20 protein-coding genes are annotated in these 21271 nt (G+C 73.2%); 15 read left to right on the top strand and 5 right to left on the bottom strand.

Features of this window, described 5'->3' with window-relative positions:
- Positions 1-281: 281 nt before the first annotated feature.
- The 4 genes from IF23_RS0129015 to IF23_RS0129000 all read left to right on the top strand — a co-directional run bounded on the left by IF23_RS0129015 (position 282) and on the right by IF23_RS0129000 (position 3191).
- Positions 282-935, top strand: coding sequence for a TetR/AcrR family transcriptional regulator (locus IF23_RS0129015; RefSeq protein WP_078654340.1), 654 nt, complete (start codon positions 282-284; stop codon positions 933-935).
- On the top strand, positions 932-1621 hold the full coding sequence (locus IF23_RS0129010; RefSeq protein WP_245655149.1) for a VC0807 family protein: 690 nt from the start codon (positions 932-934) through the stop codon (positions 1619-1621). The genes IF23_RS0129015 and IF23_RS0129010 overlap by 4 nt, the downstream gene beginning before the upstream one ends.
- Positions 1618-2385, top strand: coding sequence for an SDR family NAD(P)-dependent oxidoreductase (locus tag IF23_RS0129005; protein ID WP_078654339.1), 768 nt, complete (start codon positions 1618-1620; stop codon positions 2383-2385). Before IF23_RS0129010 ends, IF23_RS0129005 begins: the two co-directional genes overlap by 4 nt.
- Before the next feature lie 266 nt (positions 2386-2651).
- Positions 2652-3191: a quercetin 2,3-dioxygenase gene (locus IF23_RS0129000; RefSeq protein ID WP_037680121.1), complete on the top strand. Its 540-nt coding sequence runs from the start codon at positions 2652-2654 to the stop codon at positions 3189-3191.
- Between the two features lie 172 nt (positions 3192-3363).
- Here the strand turns inward: IF23_RS0129000 and IF23_RS0128995 are convergent, their stop codons facing one another.
- The gene (locus IF23_RS0128995; protein ID WP_030288934.1) at positions 3364-3825 is read right to left on the bottom strand and encodes an ATP-binding protein; all 462 of its coding nucleotides are present in this window, start codon (positions 3823-3825) and stop codon (positions 3364-3366) included.
- Between the two features lie 245 nt (positions 3826-4070).
- Between IF23_RS0128995 and IF23_RS33815 the strand changes: the two genes are divergently transcribed.
- The 11 genes from IF23_RS33815 to IF23_RS0128940 all read left to right on the top strand — a co-directional run bounded on the left by IF23_RS33815 (position 4071) and on the right by IF23_RS0128940 (position 17371).
- A complete protein-coding gene (locus tag IF23_RS33815; protein ID WP_051739964.1) occupies positions 4071-4937 on the top strand; it encodes a hypothetical protein in 867 nt (288 codons plus the stop codon).
- A 145-nt stretch (positions 4938-5082) separates the two neighbouring features.
- Entirely contained in the window at positions 5083-5850 is a 768-nt protein-coding gene (locus IF23_RS0128985; RefSeq protein WP_425423894.1) for a YcnI family copper-binding membrane protein, read from the top strand.
- 70 nt (positions 5851-5920) lie between these two features.
- Positions 5921-6571, top strand: a complete 651-nt coding sequence (locus tag IF23_RS0128980; RefSeq protein ID WP_030288931.1) for an SCO family protein — start codon at positions 5921-5923, stop codon at positions 6569-6571.
- Positions 6568-7143 carry a copper chaperone PCu(A)C domain-containing protein gene (locus IF23_RS0128975; RefSeq protein ID WP_078654337.1) on the top strand — a complete coding sequence of 192 codons (576 nt, stop codon included), beginning with the start codon at positions 6568-6570 and terminating at the stop codon, positions 7141-7143. The genes IF23_RS0128980 and IF23_RS0128975 overlap by 4 nt, the downstream gene beginning before the upstream one ends.
- A 111-nt stretch (positions 7144-7254) precedes the next feature.
- Entirely contained in the window at positions 7255-9423 is a 2169-nt protein-coding gene (locus IF23_RS0128970; RefSeq protein ID WP_078654336.1) for a copper resistance protein CopC, read from the top strand.
- Positions 9423-10790 carry an iron uptake transporter deferrochelatase/peroxidase subunit gene (gene efeB / locus IF23_RS0128965; RefSeq protein ID WP_030288926.1) on the top strand — a complete coding sequence of 456 codons (1368 nt, stop codon included), beginning with the start codon at positions 9423-9425 and terminating at the stop codon, positions 10788-10790. The genes IF23_RS0128970 and efeB overlap by 1 nt, the downstream gene beginning before the upstream one ends.
- Before the next feature lie 166 nt (positions 10791-10956).
- Positions 10957-11883 carry a prephenate dehydratase gene (pheA, locus tag IF23_RS0128960; protein ID WP_030288925.1) on the top strand — a complete coding sequence of 309 codons (927 nt, stop codon included), beginning with the start codon at positions 10957-10959 and terminating at the stop codon, positions 11881-11883.
- 743 nt (positions 11884-12626) lie between these two features.
- On the top strand, positions 12627-13916 hold the full coding sequence (serS, locus tag IF23_RS0128955) for a serine--tRNA ligase (protein WP_030288923.1): 1290 nt from the start codon (positions 12627-12629) through the stop codon (positions 13914-13916).
- Positions 13913-14746 carry an HAD family hydrolase gene (locus IF23_RS0128950; RefSeq protein WP_030288921.1) on the top strand — a complete coding sequence of 278 codons (834 nt, stop codon included), beginning with the start codon at positions 13913-13915 and terminating at the stop codon, positions 14744-14746. The genes serS and IF23_RS0128950 overlap by 4 nt, the downstream gene beginning before the upstream one ends.
- Before the next feature lie 243 nt (positions 14747-14989).
- The gene (locus IF23_RS0128945; protein ID WP_030288920.1) at positions 14990-15700 is read left to right on the top strand and encodes a FadR/GntR family transcriptional regulator; all 711 of its coding nucleotides are present in this window, start codon (positions 14990-14992) and stop codon (positions 15698-15700) included.
- A 357-nt stretch (positions 15701-16057) separates the two neighbouring features.
- On the top strand, positions 16058-17371 hold the full coding sequence (locus tag IF23_RS0128940; RefSeq protein ID WP_030288912.1) for a CynX/NimT family MFS transporter: 1314 nt from the start codon (positions 16058-16060) through the stop codon (positions 17369-17371).
- 294 nt (positions 17372-17665) lie between these two features.
- Here IF23_RS0128940 and IF23_RS0128935 read toward each other — a convergent pair whose 3' ends face one another.
- From IF23_RS0128935 to IF23_RS0128920, 4 genes are all read right to left on the bottom strand, one after another.
- The gene (locus IF23_RS0128935) at positions 17666-18382 is read right to left on the bottom strand and encodes an adenosylcobinamide amidohydrolase (protein WP_425423895.1); all 717 of its coding nucleotides are present in this window, start codon (positions 18380-18382) and stop codon (positions 17666-17668) included.
- Positions 18383-18509: 127 nt separating this feature from the next.
- Complete coding sequence (locus tag IF23_RS0128930) at positions 18510-19277, bottom strand: ABC transporter permease (protein ID WP_051739962.1); 768 nt, start codon at positions 19275-19277, stop codon at positions 18510-18512.
- A gap of 53 nt (positions 19278-19330) precedes the next feature.
- Positions 19331-20242: an ABC transporter ATP-binding protein gene (locus tag IF23_RS0128925; protein ID WP_030288907.1), complete on the bottom strand. Its 912-nt coding sequence runs from the start codon at positions 20240-20242 to the stop codon at positions 19331-19333.
- 55 nt (positions 20243-20297) lie between these two features.
- Positions 20298-21212 carry an ABC transporter permease subunit gene (locus IF23_RS0128920; RefSeq protein ID WP_030288904.1) on the bottom strand — a complete coding sequence of 305 codons (915 nt, stop codon included), beginning with the start codon at positions 21210-21212 and terminating at the stop codon, positions 20298-20300.
- Between the last annotated feature and the right edge of the window lie 59 nt (positions 21213-21271).

Below are 21271 nucleotides of genomic sequence, written 5' to 3'. Positions count from 1 at the left end.
CGGGGCTACGGGGCCGGTGGGCCCGGTGGCGGAATCGGCGCGGGACGGACGGGCGGGATTGATTCAGCCGGGGTAGTGTTTATCTGGTTGGATAAACACTACCCCGGGGGGGACCCATGGCACGGGCCGAGCGGAGTGAAGAACGGGCAGGTAAGGCCGGTCAGGACGGTCGGGCAGGCCGGTCGAGGCAATCGGGCGGGAGCGAACGCGCCGGTGCGGCCGGGTCCAATCCGGCAGCTGGCCCGACGGCCGATCCGGCAGCTGGTCCGGCGGCCGATCCGTTGGCGGCTCGCGGCGCCGGTGCGGCGGCGGCCCCGGCGACGGCCCCGGGGGCGTCGTCGAGGACGTTCACCAATTCCGCCCGGCGGGCCCAGATCGTCGCGGCGGCGATCGACACCATCGCCGAACTCGGTTACGCGAAGGCGTCGTTCGCGCGGATCACCGAGCGGGCCGGGTTGAGCAGCCCGCGGATGATCTCGTACCACTTCGCCGACAAGGACGATCTGATGCACCAGGTGGTGCGGGAGGTCTTCACCGCCGGGGCGGAGTTCATCGGGGCGCGGATGGCCGCCGAGGAGACGGTGGCGGGCAGGCTGCGCGCCTATCTGGAGGCCAATCTGCGGTTTCTGCGGGACCACCCGCGGGAGATGCTGGCGCTCACCGAGATCGGCCCGCACGCCCGGGACGCGGACGGCGCCGCGTACACCTCGCGCAGCGCGCAGGAGCCGAGCCTGCGCGGGCTGGCGGAGTTGCTGGCCGCGGGGCAACGCAGCGGCGAATTCCGGGAGTTCGACGTCGCGTCGATGGCGGTGATGATCCGCGGCGCGGTGGACGCCGCCGCGGTACGCCTGCGCGGCGAACCGGCCCTCGACGTCGACACGTACACCCGGGAACTGGTCACCGCCTTCGCCCGCGCGACGGAGGCGGAACGGTGACCGGCGGCGCGGGCGGCGGGGCCACGGCCCGCACCGGCGGCGCGCTCAGTCGCACGCTGCTCCGCCACGCCGGGCTCCCGCTGGCCCTCTTCTACGGGTTGCGGTGGATGGGGGCGAGCCCGTTCACCGCGCTGCTCGCCGGGGCCGTGATCCCGGTGGTGGTGGCGGTGCGCGGGGCCGTCGCCGAACGCCGCGTCGGGGGGCTCCCCCTCTTCCTGCTCGGCACGATGGGGCTGACCGTCGCGGTGTCGTACGTGACCGGCTCGCCCCGGCTGCTGCTGATCCGCAACGGCTGGGGCATGGCCGCGCTCGGCGGATGGATGCTGTGCACGCTGCTGTTCCGCCGACCGTTCCTGTACGAGGCGCTGCGGCTCGTGGTGGACGAGGAGCGGCAGCGGACGCTGGCGGAGAGCTGGGAGCGGCATCCCGCGTTCCGGCGGATGCTCTGGTGGTGCAGCGCCCTGTGGGGCATCGCCTGCCTGGTCGACAGCGCGGTGCGGGTCGCGTTGGCGATGACGCTGCCGATCGATGTGGTGCCGGTCCTCGACGAGGTGCTGCTCGCCGTGACCCTGGTGACGCTCTTCGCCGTCCAACGCCTCTTCGGCCGCGCCTACCTGCGGCGCAACGGGCTGCGGCGCGAAGGGGTGGCGGTCCTTCCGCTCGCCGTACCGGGGCGGACCGGGTGACGCCCGCGGCGGACGACGCGGATGGCGCCCCGGGAGCCGCCCCGTCCCGCGCCGTCCTGATCACCGGCGGCGCGTCCGGTATCGGCGCGGCGACCGCGCGGCGGCTGGCGCGGGGCGGGTGGCGGGTGGCCGTCGTCGACCGGGACGCGGCGGGCGCGCGGGCGGTCGCCGCGGAGTGCGGCGGGCTGGGCATCGCCGTCGATGTGGGGGTGCCCGAGGAGAACGCGCGGGCGGTGGCCCACGCCGTCGAGGAGTTCGGGCGGCTCGACGCGGTCGTCCTCGGCGCCGCCGTCCCGGGCCGCTGCACCCTGGACGACTTCACCCCGGAGCGCTACCGGGACACCCTCCGCACCGATCTGGACGGCGTCGTCTACGGGCTGCACGCCGCCCTGCCGCCGCTGCGGAGCCGGGGCGGCGGCATCGTCGTCCTCGGCAGCCTCGCGGGGCTGACCGGCTCCCCCGACGTCTTCTACGCCACCGCCAAACACGCCCTTGTCGGGCTGGTCCGCTCCGCCGCGCCGCTGCTGGCCGCGGACCGGATCCGGATCGACGCCGTCTGCCCGGGGCTGGTCGACACCCCGGCCGTCGCCCCGTTCCGCGCCACCCTGCTCGCCCGCGGACTGCGGCTCGCCACACCGGACGAGATCGCCGCCGCGGTGGAAACCGTCCTCGCCGACCCGAACACCGGCCGCATCTGGACCGTCCAGGCAGACCACCCCGCAACGCCCACCGATTTCCCGGCCATTCCGCTGGCCACCCGCTGACCTACGACTGACCTGCGACTGACCTGCCGCTGATTGCTTCCCGCCTTCCACCTTCCGCCTTCCGGAACGCCTGAGTCATTCGCTGCGCCCGCCCCAACAGGCTTGTATCTGACGACCGTTGGCGGAAATCCGTCTCGTACCGCGCTTCCCTTGGATGCGTCGGCGGAGGAAACCCCTCCGCCCCCGGGCGGCGTTCAAGTTCTGTGACGACTTTTCGGGCCGCGCCACCGCGGTCCACCACCGCGGGCACGACGGAAAGGAACACCATGAGCTTCCTCCAGCAGGGCGACGGCACCCCCGCTCCCGAGCAGCCGCGCACGCCGGACGGCGGCGGCGTCCGCCTGGTGAAGGCCGGTGAGGGCCCGACCGTGTGGCTCAACGGCGACGTCTACACCGTGAAGGTCGGCGTCGAGGGGACCCACGGCGACCTGGCGATGCTGGAGGCATCGGTGCCGCCCGGTGGCGGCCCCCCGCTGCACAACCACACCCACGAGGACGAGGCGTTCTACCTGCTCTCCGGCGAACTGGAGATGTACGCCGACGGCACCGACCACGCCGTGAGATCCGGCGACTTCGTCTTCGTCCCGCGCGGCATTTACCACCGCTTCCGCAACACCGGCCACCACCCCGCCCGGCTGCTCGCCGTCTTCACCCCCGGCGGCTTCGAACGCTTCTTCCTGGAGGCAGGCCGCAAGGCCCACCCGGGCGAGCCGATCCCCCCGTTCGACCCGGCGAACGGCCCGAGAGCGAAGGAGATAGGCGAGCGGTACGGGTCCTTCCAGGCGCCGGACACCGCCACGGAGTGACGACCGCGCGGGCCACCTGTGTGCTCCCCGCGCGAACCCCGCGGCTCAGCAGGGCGGCGGATGCGGAGGAGTGCGGAACTGCCGGTGCGCTACGAGATGTTCGGCTCGGGTGCGGGACGGCTGCCCGGGCCGGGCCGGGTAACCGGCGCCGGTGGGTGGCGGGGACCGGCGGTCACGACGCCATCGGCAGCGCCGCCCCCTCGCGCCATTTGAGGATCTTGTCGAAGCTCACCACGGCGCCTCTTCGGCCGGTGCCGGTGGCGTAGCGGACGTGGTCGGTGAGGGCCTCGATGAGGAAGAGGCCGCGGCCGTCCTCGGCGTCGGCGGGGGCGGGGGGCGGGGTGAGCAGGGTGGGGTCGGTGGAGCGGGGGGCGCGGACGAAGCCGGGGCCGGAGTCGCTGACCTCGATGTGGCAGGTGTCACCGTCGATGTACGCGGTGACGCGGTAGTCGGAGCCCTCCTCGCCGCCGCCGTGTTCGACGGCGTTCGCGCACGCCTCGGAGAGCGCCACCGACAGGTCGTAGCAGATGTCCGGATCGACCCCGGCGGTCTCCATCGCCCCCAGAAGCAGGCGCCGGGCAAGCGGCACACTGGCCGGTTCCCGGCGCAGATGGAGTGACCACCACATGCTCATCGCTCCAGCCTCCTGGCCGCGGCTCGACATACCGTTACGTATTGCCGCCGTAGGAGCGACGTAAGCATGCGCGGGGCGGCACACCGCTCGTTCGGCGGATGCGGAGTACCGAGCGCGCCGTGTAAGTGCGCTCCGGGGTGTGCGCCCCCGCGCGCCCCGGCGTCCCCCGGTGGGCCCCCTCAGCCGCCCCCGCGCGTCGACCTGCCGTAGGCGGCCGATAAGAGGGGTGGGATGATGGCGCGGCCATGACTGCTCCCGCCCGCCACGCGCGTGCCGCCGCCGATCTGCGGCTGCTGAGGGCCGCGGTGTTCACCGCGGTCTGCGTCGTGCTGGCCGCGACCGGGCACATGGCAGGATCCCTCGCCTCCGTTCCGCTCTGGACACTGGCCGCCGGCTGCGGCGTCGTCCTCGTCGTCGCCGCACCGTTGGCCGGACGGGAACGATCTCTACCCGGAATCGCCGCCGCACTCACCGTCGGACAGCTCGCGTTGCATGCGCTGTTCTCCGCCGGCCAGCACTGCGCGGTCCCCGTGGCGGCGGGCGGCGGGCGGCTCGACGACGCCACCGTGATCGCCCTCGCACGCCGTCTGACCTGCGGTCTCGACGGCGTACGGCTGGGCGGCGACGCGGCGCACCGCATCGTCGCGCAGAACGGCTTCGACCCGTCCGACCCGCGCACCGCCGAGGTTCTCGGCACCGGCGGCGCGGACGGTATGGCCGGGATGGGGCACCTCGCGGGCGCGCCGATGGCGCACTCCGTGCTGCCGTCGCTGCCGATGCTGCTCGGTCACCTTCTCGCCGCGCTGGCCGCCGGTTGGCTGCTGCGCCGTGGCGAGGCGGCGCTGTGGCGGCTGATCCGGCTGTCCGCGCCAGTGGCGCACGAGGCCGCGGCGCAGGCGCTGGCCGGGGCGCTGCGCTCGGCGCTGGCGCTGGTCCGCGCCCTGCTCGCCGGGCTGCCCGGCCACCGCACCGGTCCCACGGCGCCGCTCGCCCATGCGGCGGGTCCGTCCGGGCCGGAGGATCCCGCACTTCTGCACAGCGTCGTCCGGCGGGGGCCGCCCGCCGTGGCCCCGGGGCAGGTCCGCACCGCCGGATTCGCCCTCGCGGCCTGACGCGCGCGCAGCACCCGCCCTGACCGGGCCGGACTCCCGCGCCGTCCTGCGCCTGCGCCAAATCTCCCTCTTTTGACGCTTCTGCCACTTGTGGCGTCGGCACCATGCGCCGACGCCCGTGACGACGATGTGGAGACATTTCGCCATGGCTTCTGAGATGACCCCCGGGACCACGACGCCGGACACCACCCCTGACGCGCCGCGCCGCGGCCGCCGGATCGCACGGCGGCTGCCGGTGGTCGGCGGGCTCGCGGCGGCGGGGGTGCTGGCGCTGGCCGGGCCCGCCTTCGCGCACGTCACCGTGCAGCCCGGCACCGCCGAGCAGGGCAGCTACGCCACCGTCAACATCAAGGTCCCCAACGAGCGCGACAACGCCTCGACGGTCAAGGTCGAGGTGAGCCTGCCGACCGACCATCCGCTGGCGTCCGTCATGCCGCAGCCGGTGCCGGGCTGGAAGGTCGAGGTCGCCGAGGCCAAGCTGGACAAGCCGCTGGAGATGCACGGCGAGAAGATCGACAAGGCGCCGTCGAAGATCACGTGGACGGCGGACGGCAAGGGCATCGCCCCCGGCCAGTTCCAGCAGTTCCCGCTCTCCGTCGGCCAGCTGCCCGACCACGCCGACCAGGTCGTCTTCAAGGCGCTCCAGACGTACGACAACAAGGAGGTCGTGCGCTGGATCGAACCGGCGAAGAAGGGCGCCCCGGAGCCGGAGAACCCGGCGCCGGTCCTCGCCCTCACCCCGCCCGCCGGTGCCTCCGGTGGCGCCGGTGACGCCAAGCCCGCGGCCACCACAGCCGCCGCGGACGCCTCCGGCAGCGACACCACGGCCCGGGTGCTCGGTGTCGTCGGGATCGTCGTCGGCATCATCGGAGTCGGCTTCGGCGTGCTCGCCGGACGCCGCCGCTCCGCCTGACCGCCTCCGGGCCGACGTCCCCGCGACGTCGGCCCGGTCCCCCCGTTCACCGACCCCCGGACATATCGCCATGCGTGGAAAGACCCTGATCGCGGCCGCCCTCACGGCCGCCGCCGCCCTCACCCTGACCGCCTGCGGGCCCGACGACGACGGCGGCGACAAGCCCGCCGCGTCGGTCTCCGGCGCCACCGCCAAGCCGATCGTCACGCTCGACAAGCCGATCGAGAAGCCGGACCTCACCCTCACCGACTCCGACGGCAAGCCGTACGACCTGCTGGCGAAGACCAAGGGCCATCCGACCCTCATCTACTTCGGCTACACCAACTGCCCGGACGTCTGCCCGCTGACGATGGCCAACATCGCCGTCGCGGTGAAGCAGCTGCCCAAGGCCGAACAGGACGATCTCCGCGTCCTGTTCATCACCTCCGACCCGGAGCGCGACACCCCCCAGGCACTGAAGAAGTGGCTCGGCGGCATCAACAAGAACTTCACCGGTCTGACCGGGAAGTTCGCCGACATCCAGCGCGGCGCCCGCGACGTCAACATCGGCATCGACAAGCCCGTGGTGAAGAAGAACGGCGATGTCGTCTCCACCCACGGCGCGCAGGTCCTGATGGCGTCCCCCAAGGACGACCGCATCCACTGGATGGGCATGCAGGAAGCCACCGCCGACAACTACACCTCCGCACTCCCGAAGCTCATCAAGGGGCAGAACCCGTGAACCGCCGTACCCTCACCGCCACCGCCCTCGCCGCCGTCTGCGCCCTCGGCCTCGCCGGATGCGGCGGCTCCGGTTCCTCCGCGTCCGACAAGTCCGACGCGGCGAAGAGCGCCCCGCAGCTGAAGGTCTCCGGGGCGTACATGCCGCAGCCGGTCACCGACAAGATGGCCGGGGCGTTCCTCACCGTCGAGAACACCGGTGGCGCCGACAAGCTCACCTCCGTCACCAGCGACCTCTCCGACGACGTCTCCCTGCACACCACCAAGGGCAACGCCATGGAACACGTCAGCTCCCTGCCCGTTCCGGCGGACGGTGCGCTGAAGCTGGCCAGTGGCGGCGACCACATCATGTTCATGGGCCTCAAGCGCAAGCCCGCCGAGGGCCAGAAGGTCACCCTCGAACTGCACTTCGCCAAGGCCGACGCGATCACCGTCCAGGTGCCGGTGAAGTCCGCGACGTACCGGCCCGCCACCGGCGGCGGACACGACGCGGGCGCCAAGGACATGGACCACTCCGGTATGGATCACTCCGGTATGGATCACATGGACCACTCCGGGCACGCCCACAAGTAGGCCGTCCCAGGGGCGCGCCGGTCCGGCCGCGCGCCCCTGGGGGCCCGGGTACGTCCGCTCCGTATCCGGGCCCCGCGCCCACGCACTCGACGATCACGAAGGGGAGCCTCCATGACGCCGCCCACCGGCACCGCGCCCGCCCGTCCCCGCCCCGGTGCCCCCCGGCTCCGGCGGCCGGTGGCCGCGCGCCTGCTGGCCGTCGCCGTCGCCCTCTGCGGCCTGCTGCTCGTCACCGCCGCACCGGCGCAGGCCCACGCGGCGCTGACCGGCAGCAACCCGGCCCAGGGCGCGGTGGTCGCGCACGCCCCCGAGCAGGTCACGCTCAGCTTCTCCGAGGGCGTCGCGATGGGCGACGACTCGGTACGCGTCCTCGACCCGCACGGCACCCGCGTCGACCGCGGCAAACTCCGCGATCTGTGCAGCGGCGAGAGCGTCAAATACGGCACCGGGCTGCCGCCGGGCCTCCCGCACGGCACGTACACCGTCGCCTGGCAGGCGGTCTCCGCCGACAGCCACCCGGTCTCCGGCGCCTTCACCTTCTCCATCGGCGCGCCGTCCGCCACCAAGGCGCCGCTGCCGCAGCAGGAGGCGGGCGGCGGCCCGGTCGGGGCGCTCTACGGCGTCGCCCGCTATCTCGCCTACGCCGGTTTCGTGCTGCTCTTCGGCGGCGCCGCGTTCGTCCTGGTGTGCCGTCCCGCGGCCGCCGGTGTCCGCTCCGTGCAGCGGCTGACCGTCCACGGCGGCTGGGTCCTCCTCACCGCCGCCACCCTCGCCCTCCTCCTGCTCCGCGGCCCCTACACCGGCTCCGGCGACCTCGCCGACCTCACCGACCTCGACGCCCTCCGCGCCGTCCTCCCGACGAAGACCGGTATCGCCCTCACCGCCCGCCTGCTCCTCCTCGCGGGCGCGGCCCTCTTCGTCACCCTGCTCTTCGGGGCGTACGAACGGACCCGGCGGGCGGCCACGGAGAACGGGGCCGCCCCGGGGGACGCGACGGACCTCGCCGCCCAGGGGGACGCGGCCCGGGCGAGGCTGCGGCGGCTCACCGCCGGGCTCACCGTGGGCGGCGCCCTACTGGCCCTCGGGACCGCCGCGACCTGGTCGTTCGCCGAACACGCCTCCACCGGACTCCAGCCGGGCCTCGCCATCCCCGTCGATCTGCTGCATCTGCTCGCCGTCGCCACCTGGCTCGGTGGCCTCGCCGCGCTCGTCGTCTCGCTGTACTGGGGGCCGCCGGTGGAGCGCGCCGCCGTCCACCGCTTCTCCCGCCTCGCCTTCGCCTCCGTCCTCGCCCTGGTGGCCACCGGCCTCTACCAGTCCTGGCGGCAGGTCGGCACCTTCCATGCCCTGACCGGCACCGCCTACGGGCAGCTGCTGATGCTCAAGGCGGGCCTGGTGCTGCTGCTGGTCGGCCTCGCCTGGATCTCCCGCCGGTGGACGGCCCGCCTGACGGAACGGTCGGCCACGGAGCCGGAACCGGGGGCCAGGGCCGAGGCCGACGCCGCGGAGGTGGCCGGTACGGTGCCGGTCCCCGGCCAGGCGGCGGCACCGGAGCGCGCGGCGTCCCGGGAGCGCACCGCCGCCGACGCGCTCCCCGCGCCCGCGCTCCGGGACGCCCCCGACACCGACCCCGAGAACACGGGCCCCGATCCCGTAGGGGAAACGGCCCCCGCCCCCTCGGTGACCGACGCCGACGCCCCCGATCCCGTACGGGCCGCCCAACTCGCCCGGCAGCGGGCCGCGCTGAGCACCGCCCGCGTCAAGCGGCTGCGCGACGCCGATCCGCAGCGGCTCGGGCTGCGGCGTTCGGTGCTGGCCGAGGCGGGTGTCGCCGTCGTCGTCCTCGCCGTCACCACCGTGCTGACCGGCACCGAACCGGCCCGCACCGAGGCCGCCCTGCAGGCCGCGGGCGCCGCCCGCTCCCCCGACGCCAACCAGCCGCAGGTGCTGACCATCCCGTTCGACACCGGCGGCGCCCACGGCAAGGGCACCGCCCGCATCGACCTCGACCCCGGGCGCGCGGGCGGCGGCAACCAGCTCCGGGTACGGCTCTCCGACCCCTCCGGGGCCACCATGGACGTCCCCGAGATGAAGGTGTCCTTCACCCTGAGCGCCAAGCACCTCGGGCCGCTCCCGGTGACCGCCACCCACACCGACAAGGGCCACTGGCGCGCCACGGACGTCCAGATGCCCGTCGCCGGGCGGTGGCAGCTCTCCCTCCTCGTCCGGACCTCCGACATCGACCAGGTGACCGAAACCAGGAACGTGAAGATCGACTGATGAGCACGAAGAAGCCGCACGGCGACCGCGCAGCGACCCCGGGCGCCAAGCCCGTCCCCCCGCAGGCCCCGCGCCCCGGGGGCGCCCCGTCCGCGGCGGCCACCCCGGGCACGCCCCCCGCCGGTGCCGCACCCACCGTGGAGCTGTCCCGCCGCCGCCTGCTCGGCACCGTCGGCGCCGCCGGGGCGGCCGGACTCGTCGTCGGCGGCGCCGGTGGCGTCCTCGGCGCGACCGCCGCCCACGGCGACGCCCCCGACCCGCTCACCACCATCGGCTCCACCCGCGTCCCGTTCCGCGCCGACCGCGCCGCCCACCAGGCGGGCATCACCACCCCGCTCCAGGCCGGCGGGCACCTCCTCGCCTTCGACCTCGCCCCCGACGCCGACCGCAAGGCCGCCGCCGCCCTGCTGCGCCGCTGGACGCGCACCGCCCAGGACCTCATGGCCGGACGCGCCCCGGCCCACGACACCGCCGTCGCCGCCGACGCCGGGCCCTCCTCCCTCACCGTCACCTTCGGCCTCGGCCACTCCTTCTTCGACCGCACCGGACTGACGAAGCAGCGGCCCGTCCAGCTCGACCCGCTGCCCGACTTCTCCGCCGACGCCCTCGACCCCGAGCGCAGCAACGGCGACCTCTGGCTCCAGATCGGCGCCGACGACGCCCTCGTCGCCTTCCACGCCCTGCGCACCCTCCAGAAGGAAGCCGCCCCCACCGCCCGGCTGCGCTGGCAGATGAACGGCTTCAACCGCACCCCCGGCGCCACCGCCCGCCCCATGACCACCCGCAACCTCATGGGCCAGATCGACGGCACCAACAACCCGAAGCCGTCCGACCCCGACTTCGACACCCGCATCTTCGTCGACCGGGACGCCGACGCCACCTGGATGCGCGGTGGCTCGTACGCCGTCGTCCGCCGCATCCGGATGCTCCTCGACGACTGGGAGAAGCGGCCCCGCACCGACCAGGAGAAGATCATCGGTCGGCGCAAGGACACCGGCGCGCCCCTGACCGGCGGCGACGAGACCACCCCGATGCGGCTCGACGCCAACCGCCCCGACGGCCTCCCCGTCATCCCCGCCAACGCCCACGCCCGTATCGCCGCCCCCGAGTCCAACCAGGGCGCGGCCCTGCTCCGCCGCCCGTTCTCGTACCACGACGGCTTCCGCGACGACGGTGCCCCGGACGCCGGGCTCCTCTTCATCTGCTGGCAGGCCGATCCGCTGCGCGCCTTCACCCAGATCCAGCGCAAACTCGACCGCGGCGACGCCCTCTCCCCCTTCCTCCGCCACGAGGCCAGCGGTCTGTACGCCGTCCCGCCCGCCCCGGAGTCCGGCGGCTACGTCGCCCAGCCGCTGCTGGAGGGCTGATCCGGGGCCCGGTGTCCACAGGGTGGCGTCCGGCGACGGCCGCCCTGTGGACACCGGAACGGCCCACGCCGCGGGCTCGGTATCGTGACGGCACAGGGAGATCGGCGGGGTGTCCCCCGCAAGCTCGGCGGGACATTCCCCGCAAGAACGCGAGGGAGACACCCGCATGTCGGCCAGTCGCTACACCTATCTCGGCCCGGCGGGCACCTTCACCGAGGCGGCGCTGCGCACGCTCCCGGAGGCGGCCACCCGCGAGCTGGAGCCGATGGTCTCCGTCCCCGCCGCCCTCGACGCCGTCCGCAACGGCGAGGCAGCCGCCGCCCTCGTCCCCATCGAGAACTCCGTCGAGGGCGGCGTCACCACCACCCTCGACGAACTCGCCGCCGGCGAACCGCTGATGATCTACCGCGAGGTGCTGCTGCCGATCACCTTCGCCCTGCTGGTCCGCCCCGGCACCACCCTCGCCGACGTCAAGACCGTCACCGGCCACCCCGTCGCCCAGCCGCAGGTCCGCAAGTGGCTCGCCGCCCAACTCCCCGACGCCGCCTGGGAGTCGGCCGCCTCCAACGCCGACGGCGCCCGCCTCGTCCAGGAGGGCCGCTACGACGGCGCGTTCGCGGGCGAGTTCGCCGCCGCCACCTACGGCCTGGAGCCGCTGGTCACCGACATCCACGACGCACAGAACGCCGCCACCCGCTTCGTCCTCGTCGGACGCCCGGCCCGCCCCGCCGCGCCGACCGGCGCCGACAAGACCTCGCTGGTCCTGTGGCTGCGCGCCGACCACCCCGGCGCGCTCCTCGAACTCCTCCAGGAGTACGCGGTGCGCGGCGTGAACATGATGCGCATCGAATCCCGGCCGACGGGCGAGGGCATCGGCCGGTACTGCTTCTCCGTCGACTGCGAGGGCCACATCACCGACCGGCGGGTCGGCGAGGTCCTGATGGGCCTCAAGCGGATCTGCCGCGGCGTCCGTTTCCTCGGCTCGTACCCCCGCGCCGACCAGGTCGCGGCCACCGTCCGCCCCGACATGACCGACGCCGCCTTCACCGATGCCGCCGACTGGCTCAACCGCTGCCAGGACGGCCGCCCGTGAGAGGGGCGGATTCCTGACGGGACGCGGCGTCCGAACCGGCGATTCCGGCCACCGCCGGGAGACCGTACGGACCCCGTCCCGACGCCCTCACCACGGGTGTTCCACCCCGCTGTGGACTATCCACAGAGTTATCCACAGGGCCGTCCCGGCGCCTGTGGGTAAGCGTTCGCAGGATCCGGACAGAATCGACAAATCACTCTACCGATCCCAGATCACGCCACGCCGTCCCACACCGTCACACGCCGAGGCGCGTCACCCCTTTTTCCGTGATCAGCCCTTTAGGGCTAGGTAACGCCACACGAAAGAGTGGATGAAGAGGGTTTGGACACCCCATCACCCACAGATGATTCGCCGCCCGGAAGGCAAAGTTCCGAGTTCCACAGATCTCACACACAGCCTGTGGATAAGAATGCCCACACCTTCCACGCCTGTGGACAACTCGGCTTTTCTCCACAGCCCGCCCCCGGAATCCCCCACCTCGCGCCGCACGTCCCGCCCGACCGCCACCCTCCCAGCACCTGTCCGGCCACCCGCGGAAAACCGCCACCCGACGGCATAAACGGCACACCGTCCGCCCCGGCCGGAATGTCGTCGAATTCCCTCCGCCATTCCCGTTCCGCCGCCGCATCGGGAGACCTCGCGGGGCCACCCTTACCCAAGGAATAAACCGCGCAAAACAGACATTGCGACATGCGCGGGAATATCGCGTCGAGCCCCGCCGTCCGCCCCGGTAGCCTGGGAGGGTGATTGACCTTCGCCTGCTCCGTGAGGACCCCGACCGTGTGCGCGCCTCCCAGCGCGCCCGTGGAGAGGACGTCGCACTCGTCGACGCACTTCTCTCCGCCGACGAGCGGCGCAGGTCGTCCAGCGTCCGCTTCGATGAACTGCGCGCCGAGCAGAAGGCGCTCGGCAAGCTGATCCCCAAGGCCGCCGGTGACGAGAAGGCCGTGCTGCTGAAGAAGGCCGGCGAACTCGCCGCCGCCGTCAAGGCGGCCGACGCCGCCCAGGACGAGGCCAAGGAAGAGGCCCACGCCCTCCTCCAGAAGCTCGGCAACCTCGTCCACCCCGACGTTCCCGTAGGCGGCGAGGAGGACTTCACCCTCCTGGAGACCCACGGCACCATCCGCGACTTCGCCGCCGAGGGCTTCGAGCCCAAGGACCACCTGGAGATCGGCGAACTCCTCGGCGCCATCGACGTCGAACGCGGCGCCAAGGTCTCCGGCTCGCGCTTCTACTACCTCACCGGCATCGGCGCCCTGCTGGAGCTGGCCCTGGTCAACGCCGCCATCGCGCAGGCCACCGCCGCCGGTTTCACCCCGATGCTCACCCCCGCGCTGGTCCGCCCCCGCGCCATGGAGGGCACCGGCTTCCTCGGCCAGGCCGCCGAGAACGTCTACCACCTGGAGAAGGACGACTACTACCTGGTCGGCACCTCCGAGGTCCCCCTCGCCGCGTACCACATGGACGAGATCATCGAGGCGAACCAGCTGCCGCTGCGCTACGCCGGGTTCTCGCCCTGCTTCCGCCGCGAGGCCGGCACCTACGGCAAGGACACCCGCGGCATCTTCCGCGTCCACCAGTTCGACAAGGTCGAGATGTTCTCGTACGTCACGCCCGACGACGCCGAGGACGAGCACCGCCGCCTCCTCGACTGGGAGAAGCAGTGGCTGACCGGCCTGGAGCTGCCGTTCCAGGTCATCGATGTCGCCACCGGTGACCTCGGCGCCTCCGCGTCGCGCAAGTTCGACTGCGAGGCGTGGATCCCGACCCAGGGCAAGTACCGCGAGCTGACCTCCGCCTCGAACTGCAACGAGTTCCAGGCCCGTCGGCTCTCGGTCCGGATGCGGGAGACCGTCGACGGCAAGCCGAAGGTCCAGCCGCTCGCGACGCTCAACGGCACGCTCTGCGCCGTCCCCCGCACCATCGTCGCGATCTTCGAGAACCACCAGCAGGCCGACGGTTCCGTGCGCGTCCCGGCCATGCTCCGCCCGTACCTCGGCGGCCGCGAGATCCTGGAGCCCGCCGCCAAGTGACCTCCTCCGGACCGGCCACCACGCCTGCCCTGCCCTACCGGCTCATCGCGACGGACCTCGACGGGACGCTGCTGCGGGAGGACGGAACGATCTCCGCCCGCACCCGCGCGGCCCTCGCCACGGCCACCGCGGCGGGCGCCGCGCACATCGTGGTGACCGGCCGCGCGGTGCCCTGGACCCGCCACATACTCGAAGCGCTCGACTACCGGGGCATCGCGGTCTGCGGGCAGGGTTCGCAGGTCTACCACGCGGGGGAGCAGCGCCTGCTGACCTCCGTCACCCTCGACCGACAGCTAGCCGCGCTCGCCCTCGCCAAGATCGAGACGGAGACCGGCCCGCTGCGGCTGGCCGTCAGCCGCGACGGTCTCGAGGGCGAAGTGCTGATCGGCCCCGGCTACCGGCACAAGGAGGGCCCGCTCCCGGCCCTCCCCGTCGACGACCACGCCGAGCTGTGGACCGCCGCGGTCAACAAGGTCTACCTCCAGCACCCCACGCTGGACGACGACGCGTTGGCGGAGGTCGCCCGCGCCACCGCCGGTGATCTCGTCGGTGTGACGGTCTCCGGGCCGGGCATCGTCGAACTGCTCCCCCTCGGCCTGTCCAAGGTCACCGGCCTCTCCCTGGCCGCCCGCCGCCTGGGCGCCAAGGCCGACTCCACCATCGCCTTCGGCGACATGCCCAACGACCTCACCATGTTCGGCTGGGCCGCCCACGGCGTCGCCATGGGCAACGCCCACCCCGAACTCAAGGCCGTCGCCGACGAGATCACCACGTCGAACGAGGACGACGGGATCGCGGTGGTGCTGGAGCGGTTGTACGGGGAGTTGTAGGAAGCGGTTCTCAGCGGTGCTTCTCGGTGGGGCGGCGAATTTTCGCCGCCCCCTTCGGGTTTTCGGGGTCGGGGACGTAGGCCGAGCTTTGGGGACGTAGGCCGGGCTTCTGGGGCGTAGGTCCGGGCTTGTGCCCACGGGCCTCCGGGGACCGCGTGCTCACCCCTTGGACGGTCCGTGTACGGTGAATGTATGAGTTGTAGGATGACTGGGCAACCGGGCAGAGAGGGCGTGTGAGGACGGATGGGGCTGCAGGCGGCGGGGCGGCGGTCTTTGGTGGATACGGTCGTCGAGGCCCTGCGGGCGCAGCTCGTCGCCGGGGAGTGGAAGGTCGGGGAGCGGATCCCCACCGAGCACGCGCTCGCCGAGCAGCTGGAGGTCGGCCGGAACACCGTGCGGGAGGCGGTGCGGGTCCTGGTCCATGCCGGGATGCTGCGGTCCCGGCAGGGTGAGGGGACGTTCGTGGTGTCCGCCACCGACCCGGGCGCGGTCATGCGCGGGGTGCAGCGGGCCGGGATCCGGGACGTGCTGGAGGTCCGGATCGCGCTGGAGGCGGAGGCCGCGCGGCTGGCTGCGGTCCGCCATGAGCCCGCCGACCTGGAGCGGATGCAGGCGGCGCTCGACGCCCAGGCGCATCTGGAGGGGGCGGACGGGCAGCCCGTGCACGGCAATCTGGAGCTGCACGCGGATCATGACGTCGCGTTCCACCGGGCGGTGGTCGAGGCGGCGCACAACGCCGCGCTGACGGCGACGTACGGCTGGTTCAGTAGCTCGGTGCGGGAGGCGCTGGTCACGGCGTTGGACGACCAGGCGATCCCGAAGATCGTGCACGGCGATCACCATGCGGTCATGACGGCCATCGCCTCCGGCGACCCGGAGGCGGCGGAGCGGGCGACCCGGGCGCTGCTGGACAAGCCGAAACGTGCCGTGGAGACGCTGCTCGACGGGCGGTGACGCGGCGGCGGGGCGGTCCGGGCGTCGGTCGGTGGGGCCGCTCGGGGCGTTCCTCGTGAGGCCGTCCTCGTGAGGCCGTTCCTCGTGAAGCCGTTCGTGGTGTCGGTATGACGTCGTCGCGGTGCCCTTCGTGGTGGTGCTCGCGGTGGTTGTGACGGGGCGTCGGGGCGGGTTCGGCCTGGGTGCGGCGTGCCGCCGCTGAGCGTGGCGTGGTCGCCGGGCGGGCTCCGTCGGGCCCTGGGTGGCGCCGTTGTCGTCCTCCGTTCGTCGGGGGTTGCCGTGGGTGTCCCTTCGGGGGCTCACCTTCCTTTCTCAGTCCCCCATTTCTTCGAGTTCCGATTGGTGAGGTGTGTACGCATGTCCGGTAGCAGAACCGAGGCCCCGTTGTCCGAGGCTCCGTTGTCCGAGGCTCCTTTGATCGATGCCGAGGAGGATCTGACGGCGGCGCCGCAGGTCGTCGCGGCGCGGCGGCAGTTGCGGACGCATCCGGCGCTGTTGCTGGCCGGGATCGTGCTGGCGTCGTTGAACATGCGGGCGGCGCTGGCGGGGATGTCGCCGCTGCTCGCCGAGATCGGTCGCCACTTCGGGCTGGCGGCGACGGCGACCAGTCTGGTGACGGCGATTCCGCTGGTGTTCATGGGGCTGGGGTCGATCGTCGCGCCGAAGCTGGCGCGTCGGTGGGGTACGGAGACGGTGCTGTGCGGGGCGTTGGTGCTGCTGTGCGGCGGCATCGTGCTGCGGGTCGCGCCGCCGGTCGTGGCGCTGTTCGCCGGGTGTGCGGTGGTGGGGACCGCGATAGCCCTGCTCAACGTGTTGATGCCGGGGCTGATCAAGCGGGACTTCCCGGAGAAGGCCGCCGGGATGACCGGGCTCTACACGACCGCGATGGTGCTGGGCGCGACGGTGTCGGCGGCGACCGCGGTGCCGCTGGAGGAGGCGCTCGGCAGCTGGCAGGGGGCGCTGGTCTCGTGGGCGTTGCTGGCGGGGGTGGCGGCGCTGGTCTGGGTGCCGCAGGCGGTGATGTCCCGTAGGGGTACGCACCACGGCGAGGCGGCGGCGCGTCCGGCGCACGCCGTCGAGGACGGGCCGCGGCTGAACCGGTCGGCGCTGGCGTGGCAGGTGACGCTGTTCATGGGGTCGCAGTCGCTGATCGCGTACGTGATGATCGCCTGGATGCCGACGATCTTCACGGATCACGGGATGGGCAAGGGCAAGGCCGGGCTGATCTTCGCGTTCAGCACGTTGGTGCAGATGGCGGGCTCGTTCGTGGTGCCGATGCTGGCGGGACGGATGCGTCAGCAACGGCTGCTGGGCGTGATGGTGTCGGCGCTGATGGCGTGCGGTGTCGTGGGACTGCTGGTGACGCCGGTCGCGGGGGCGTGGCTGTGGGCGGTGCTGCTGGGCCTCGGTCAGGGCGGTGCGCTGGGGCTGGCGCTGACGATGATGGTGCTGCGGTCCGGGGATGCGCACACCGCGGCCCGGGTGTCGGGGATGGCGCAGACCGGTGGGTATCTGCTGGCGGCGGTCGGCCCGTTGGCGCTGGGTGCGGTGCACCAGGTGACCGGTGGGTGGAGTGTGCCGCTGGTGCTGATGCTGGTGGTGTGCGCGGGGCTGGCGCTGCTGGGCATGGGCGCGGGCCGGGACCGGCGGATCGGAGCCCCGGCGGCGTAACCGGCATCGGGGGACACAGAGTGAGCGGGGCGGTGGCCGGGAGGCGCCGCCCCGCCCGGCGTTCGGGGGTTCGCGGGGGCGTGGGGCCTCGCCCCGTACAGGGAGGGGTGCGGGGCCAGCTCCCCCACGGCCGGTGGCAACTCCCTTACGGGTGGAATGGCTTGTGCCCAGGGTGGAACGGGGGCGTCCCTTACGGGTGGAACGGCTGGTCCCGGAAGGGTGGAACGGGCTCTCCCCGTACGGGGGCTGGGCGGGGCGGCGATGCGTCGGCGGTCCGGCTCCGGTCGCCGCCGGTCAGGAGCCCGGTTCCGGTGGTGTCGTGCGGAGGCGGGCGTCGTGGGCGACGGCTTCGTGGGTGGCGCGGTGGACGGCGCGGGCGAGGCGGGCGCCCCAGCGGGAGCGGGGACCGGCGAAGTGTTCGGCGGGGGCGGCGTCTCCCGGGGTGCGGGCGGCGACGCAGACCGCGTCGGTCGGGGTGCCGGAGGCGTCGTAGCCGTTGTCGTGGAGCGCCTGGACCTTGGCTTCGGTGGCGGTGGCGACGGCGTTGACGAGGGCCGCGTCGGTGAGGGGCACCGGAAGCGCGACGAGGATGTTGATCGTGCCGGGTCCGGGGTGGGGCACGGTGTGCGAGGCTGGGACGGCGGCCCAACCGGAGACGCCGACACCGGCGGTGACCAGGGCTTCCGCGCCGTCCTCGGTGGTGTGCGCGGCGGTGGCGAGGATGTCGGCGGCGGTCATCAGCCCGACGCCGGGCGGGAGCGGGGCCGAGGGGCACGCGGGCGGCGTGGCGAGGGCCGGGGCGGCTATCTCGGCGAGGTGCCGGTGCGGGTCGCGACGGGTGTAGCCGTGGGGGACCTGGGCGTTGAGGAACCAGTGGCGCTCGCCGATGCCGCCGCCGAGCACGGCGCTGGAGATCATCCGCCAGCCCGGTCCGGCCCGCCAGAGGAGCGCCGGGAGGGTCGTGGGTGTGCCGGGGGCGCCGGGGTGGTGCAGGGTCTCGGTGGTGATCAGCGGGGTGGTGGCCGGAGCCGCGGTGGGCGCGGGCGGTGTCGGGGAGGGCGTCGGGGGCGTCACGCGGTCACCTTACGGAGGGCCCGTAGGGGGCGAGGGCGCCTGCCCCGGCCTCATCCGGCGGTAGTCACTCCTCCCCGGCGAGGGTGAGGGCGCGGAGGCGGCGGGTGGCGTACCAGGTGGCGGCGGCGGTGGCGGCGATGAGGAGGATCACGGCGGTGGGGAGGCCGACGGCGGAGGTGACGGTGGAGTCGGGGGCGAGACGGCCACCGACGGCGAGGGCCCACTGCTGGATGCTGAGGGTGCGGGCGCCGGGGACGAGGCTGCCGAAGAGGGATTCCCAGACGAGGGCGTAGACCAGGCCGATGACGACGGCGTGGCGGGTGATCGTGCCGAGGAGCAGGAAGACGGCGGCGTAGGCGATCGAGGCGACGGCCGCGGCGGTGGCGTAGGCGACGGCGATCTGCTGGCTGTTGCCGTTGAGGACGTAACCGGCGACGAGGACGGGGACGGCGGAGAAGAGGAGGGTGACGCCGGAGGCGACGGTGAGTTTGGTGAGGACGATGGTGCTGCGGCGGACGGGTTTGGCGAGGAGGTAGACGACGGAGCCGTCGTCGATCTCCGGGCCGATGGCGCCGGTTCCGGCGATGACGCCGATCAAGGGGACGAGGGTGGCGAGGGCGAATCCGCCGAGGATCTGCTGGGCGGTGGTGTCGTCGGCGCCGGTGAGGGCGCGGACGGCGACGGCGATGACGAGGAGCAGGGCGGGCAGGGCGAAGAGGATCAGGGCGCGTCGGCTGCCGAGGAGGGTGCGGTAGGTGAGGCGGGCGACGGTGGGGTGGAAGAGGGCGGGCGGCAGGGGCGCGGCGGGGGTGGGTGGGCTGGTGGTGGACATGTGCGGGTTCCTTCCGGGGCGGGCGGGGGCGCTGCGGGCCGGGTCGGGGCGGGTCAGGCCGTGACGAGGTAGGAGAAGACGGATTCCAGGGATTCGTCGGAGGGGGTGACCGTGAGGAGGCGGATGCCCTGGTCGTGGGCGACGCGGGGCAGCAGGGCGGTGAAGCGGGTGAAGTCGACGGCCTGGATGTGGAGGGCGCCTTCGGCGTGGTCGACCTGGATGCCCGCGGTGGAGGGGTCGGCGATGAGGGCTGCGGCGAGGGCGCGGTCGTTGTCGGAGCGGACGAGGTAGCGGTGCGGGCGGTCCGTCATCAGACGGCGGATCTTGCGGAAGTCGCCGGAGGCGGCGTGGCGTCCGGCGACCACGACCTCGATATGGGTGGCGAGTTGTTCGACCTCTTCGAGGATGTGGGAGGAGAAGAGGACGGTGCGGCCCTCGTCGCCCATGTGACGCAGGAGCTCCATGAGGTGCATGCGCTGGCGCGGGTCCATACCGTTGAATGGTTCGTCGAGGAGCAGCACCGCGGGGTCGTGGACGAGCGCGGAGGCCATCTTGACGCGCTGGCGCATGCCTTTGCTGTACGTGGCGATCTTGCGGTCCTGGGCGTACGTCATGTCGACGGTGGCGAGGGCGGCGGCGGCCTCGGTGCGGCCCAGACCGTGGAGTTCGGCGTTGGCGAGGACGAATTCGCGGCCGGTGAGGACGTCGTACATGGCTTCGCGTTCGGGGACGATGCCGAGGTCGCGGTAGCTGCGGGCGTTGCGCCAGACGGGGTCGCCGTCGAGGGTGACGGTGCCGTGGGAGGGGGCGAGGAAGCCGCCCATCATGTTGATGAGGGTGGATTTCCCGGCGCCGTTGGGGCCGAGGAGGCCGGTGACTCCGGGGCCGATGGTCATGGTGATGTCGTTGACGGCGACGACGTTGCCGAACCAGCGGGAGACGTGGTCGATGCGGAGGGTGCTCACGGGCGCGGCTCCTCGTCGGTGCGGATGGCGGGGTGGGCGGGGTCGGCGGGGCGGTTCACAGGCCGGCCTTGCGGTAGCGGCGCATGAGCAGCGCGAACGAGGCGGCGACGGTGGCCAGCGAGACGAGGAGGTAGAGGCCGCCCGCGGCGGTGGTGGGGGCGAGCGACTGCGGGAAGGAGGTGGTGCCGCCGAGGAAGGTGGCCTGGACGCCGTCGATCAGGGTGATCGGGGAGAAGAGGCCGAGCCAGCCGACGGCGGATTCGTGGCCCTGGACGAAGGCGATGCCCTGGAGGGCGCTGACCGCCCCGTAGGGGAGGGTGAGGGCGGCGATGACGGCGGCGACTCCGAAGCCGCGGCGGGGCGTGGCGGCGGCGATGACCAGGCCGATCCCGGCGAAGAGGAGGGCGAGGAGGGCGACGGTGAGCAGGCCCTGGGCGAATCCCTCGGTCTGGTCGGCGAAGTCGAGCTTCGCGAGGAGCGCCCCGGCGTAGAGGATCACCAGCGGGGTGGCGGTGAGGAGGAAGAGCGCGGCGGCGAGCGCGGCGAACTTCGCGGTGACGTAGTCGATGCGCTCGATGGGGCGGGAGAAGTAGAGCGGTACGGAGCGGAAGCGCAGGTCGCGGGAGACGGACTGGGGTGCCTGGGCCGCGAGGTAGAGGCCGATGACGGCCTGGAGGTAGATCGCGTAGCGGCTGTAGTCGAGGGGGAGGCTGTGGGCCTTGGTGACGACGGTGACCGCGACCATGATTCCGGCGGGCAGGCACATCACGCCGAGCAGGAGCATCGGCAGCACCTTGGACTTGGCGGAGCGGCCGAGTCCGTAGGCGCCGCGCAGGCTCTGGACGAAGAGGGAGCGGCGGGCGTAGGCGCGGCCGAGGCGGGGGCCGTCGTAGTGGCGGTAGCCGATGTTGTGGAGGGATGCCCCGGCCGGTGGCTGCGGGGCCGTCGTGGTGTGCTGCGGCTCGCTCATGCCGCGGCCTCCGTGGGTCGGGGCCGGGGGTGGCCGGTGGTGGGGGCGGTGTCGGGGGT

It is taken from the genome of Streptomyces catenulae (assembly GCF_000718015.1).
Taxonomy (GTDB): domain Bacteria; phylum Actinomycetota; class Actinomycetes; order Streptomycetales; family Streptomycetaceae; genus Streptomyces; species Streptomyces catenulae.
The sequence above is the reverse complement of the archived record's forward strand: the minus strand, read 5'-3'. Positions and strand labels throughout refer to the sequence as shown.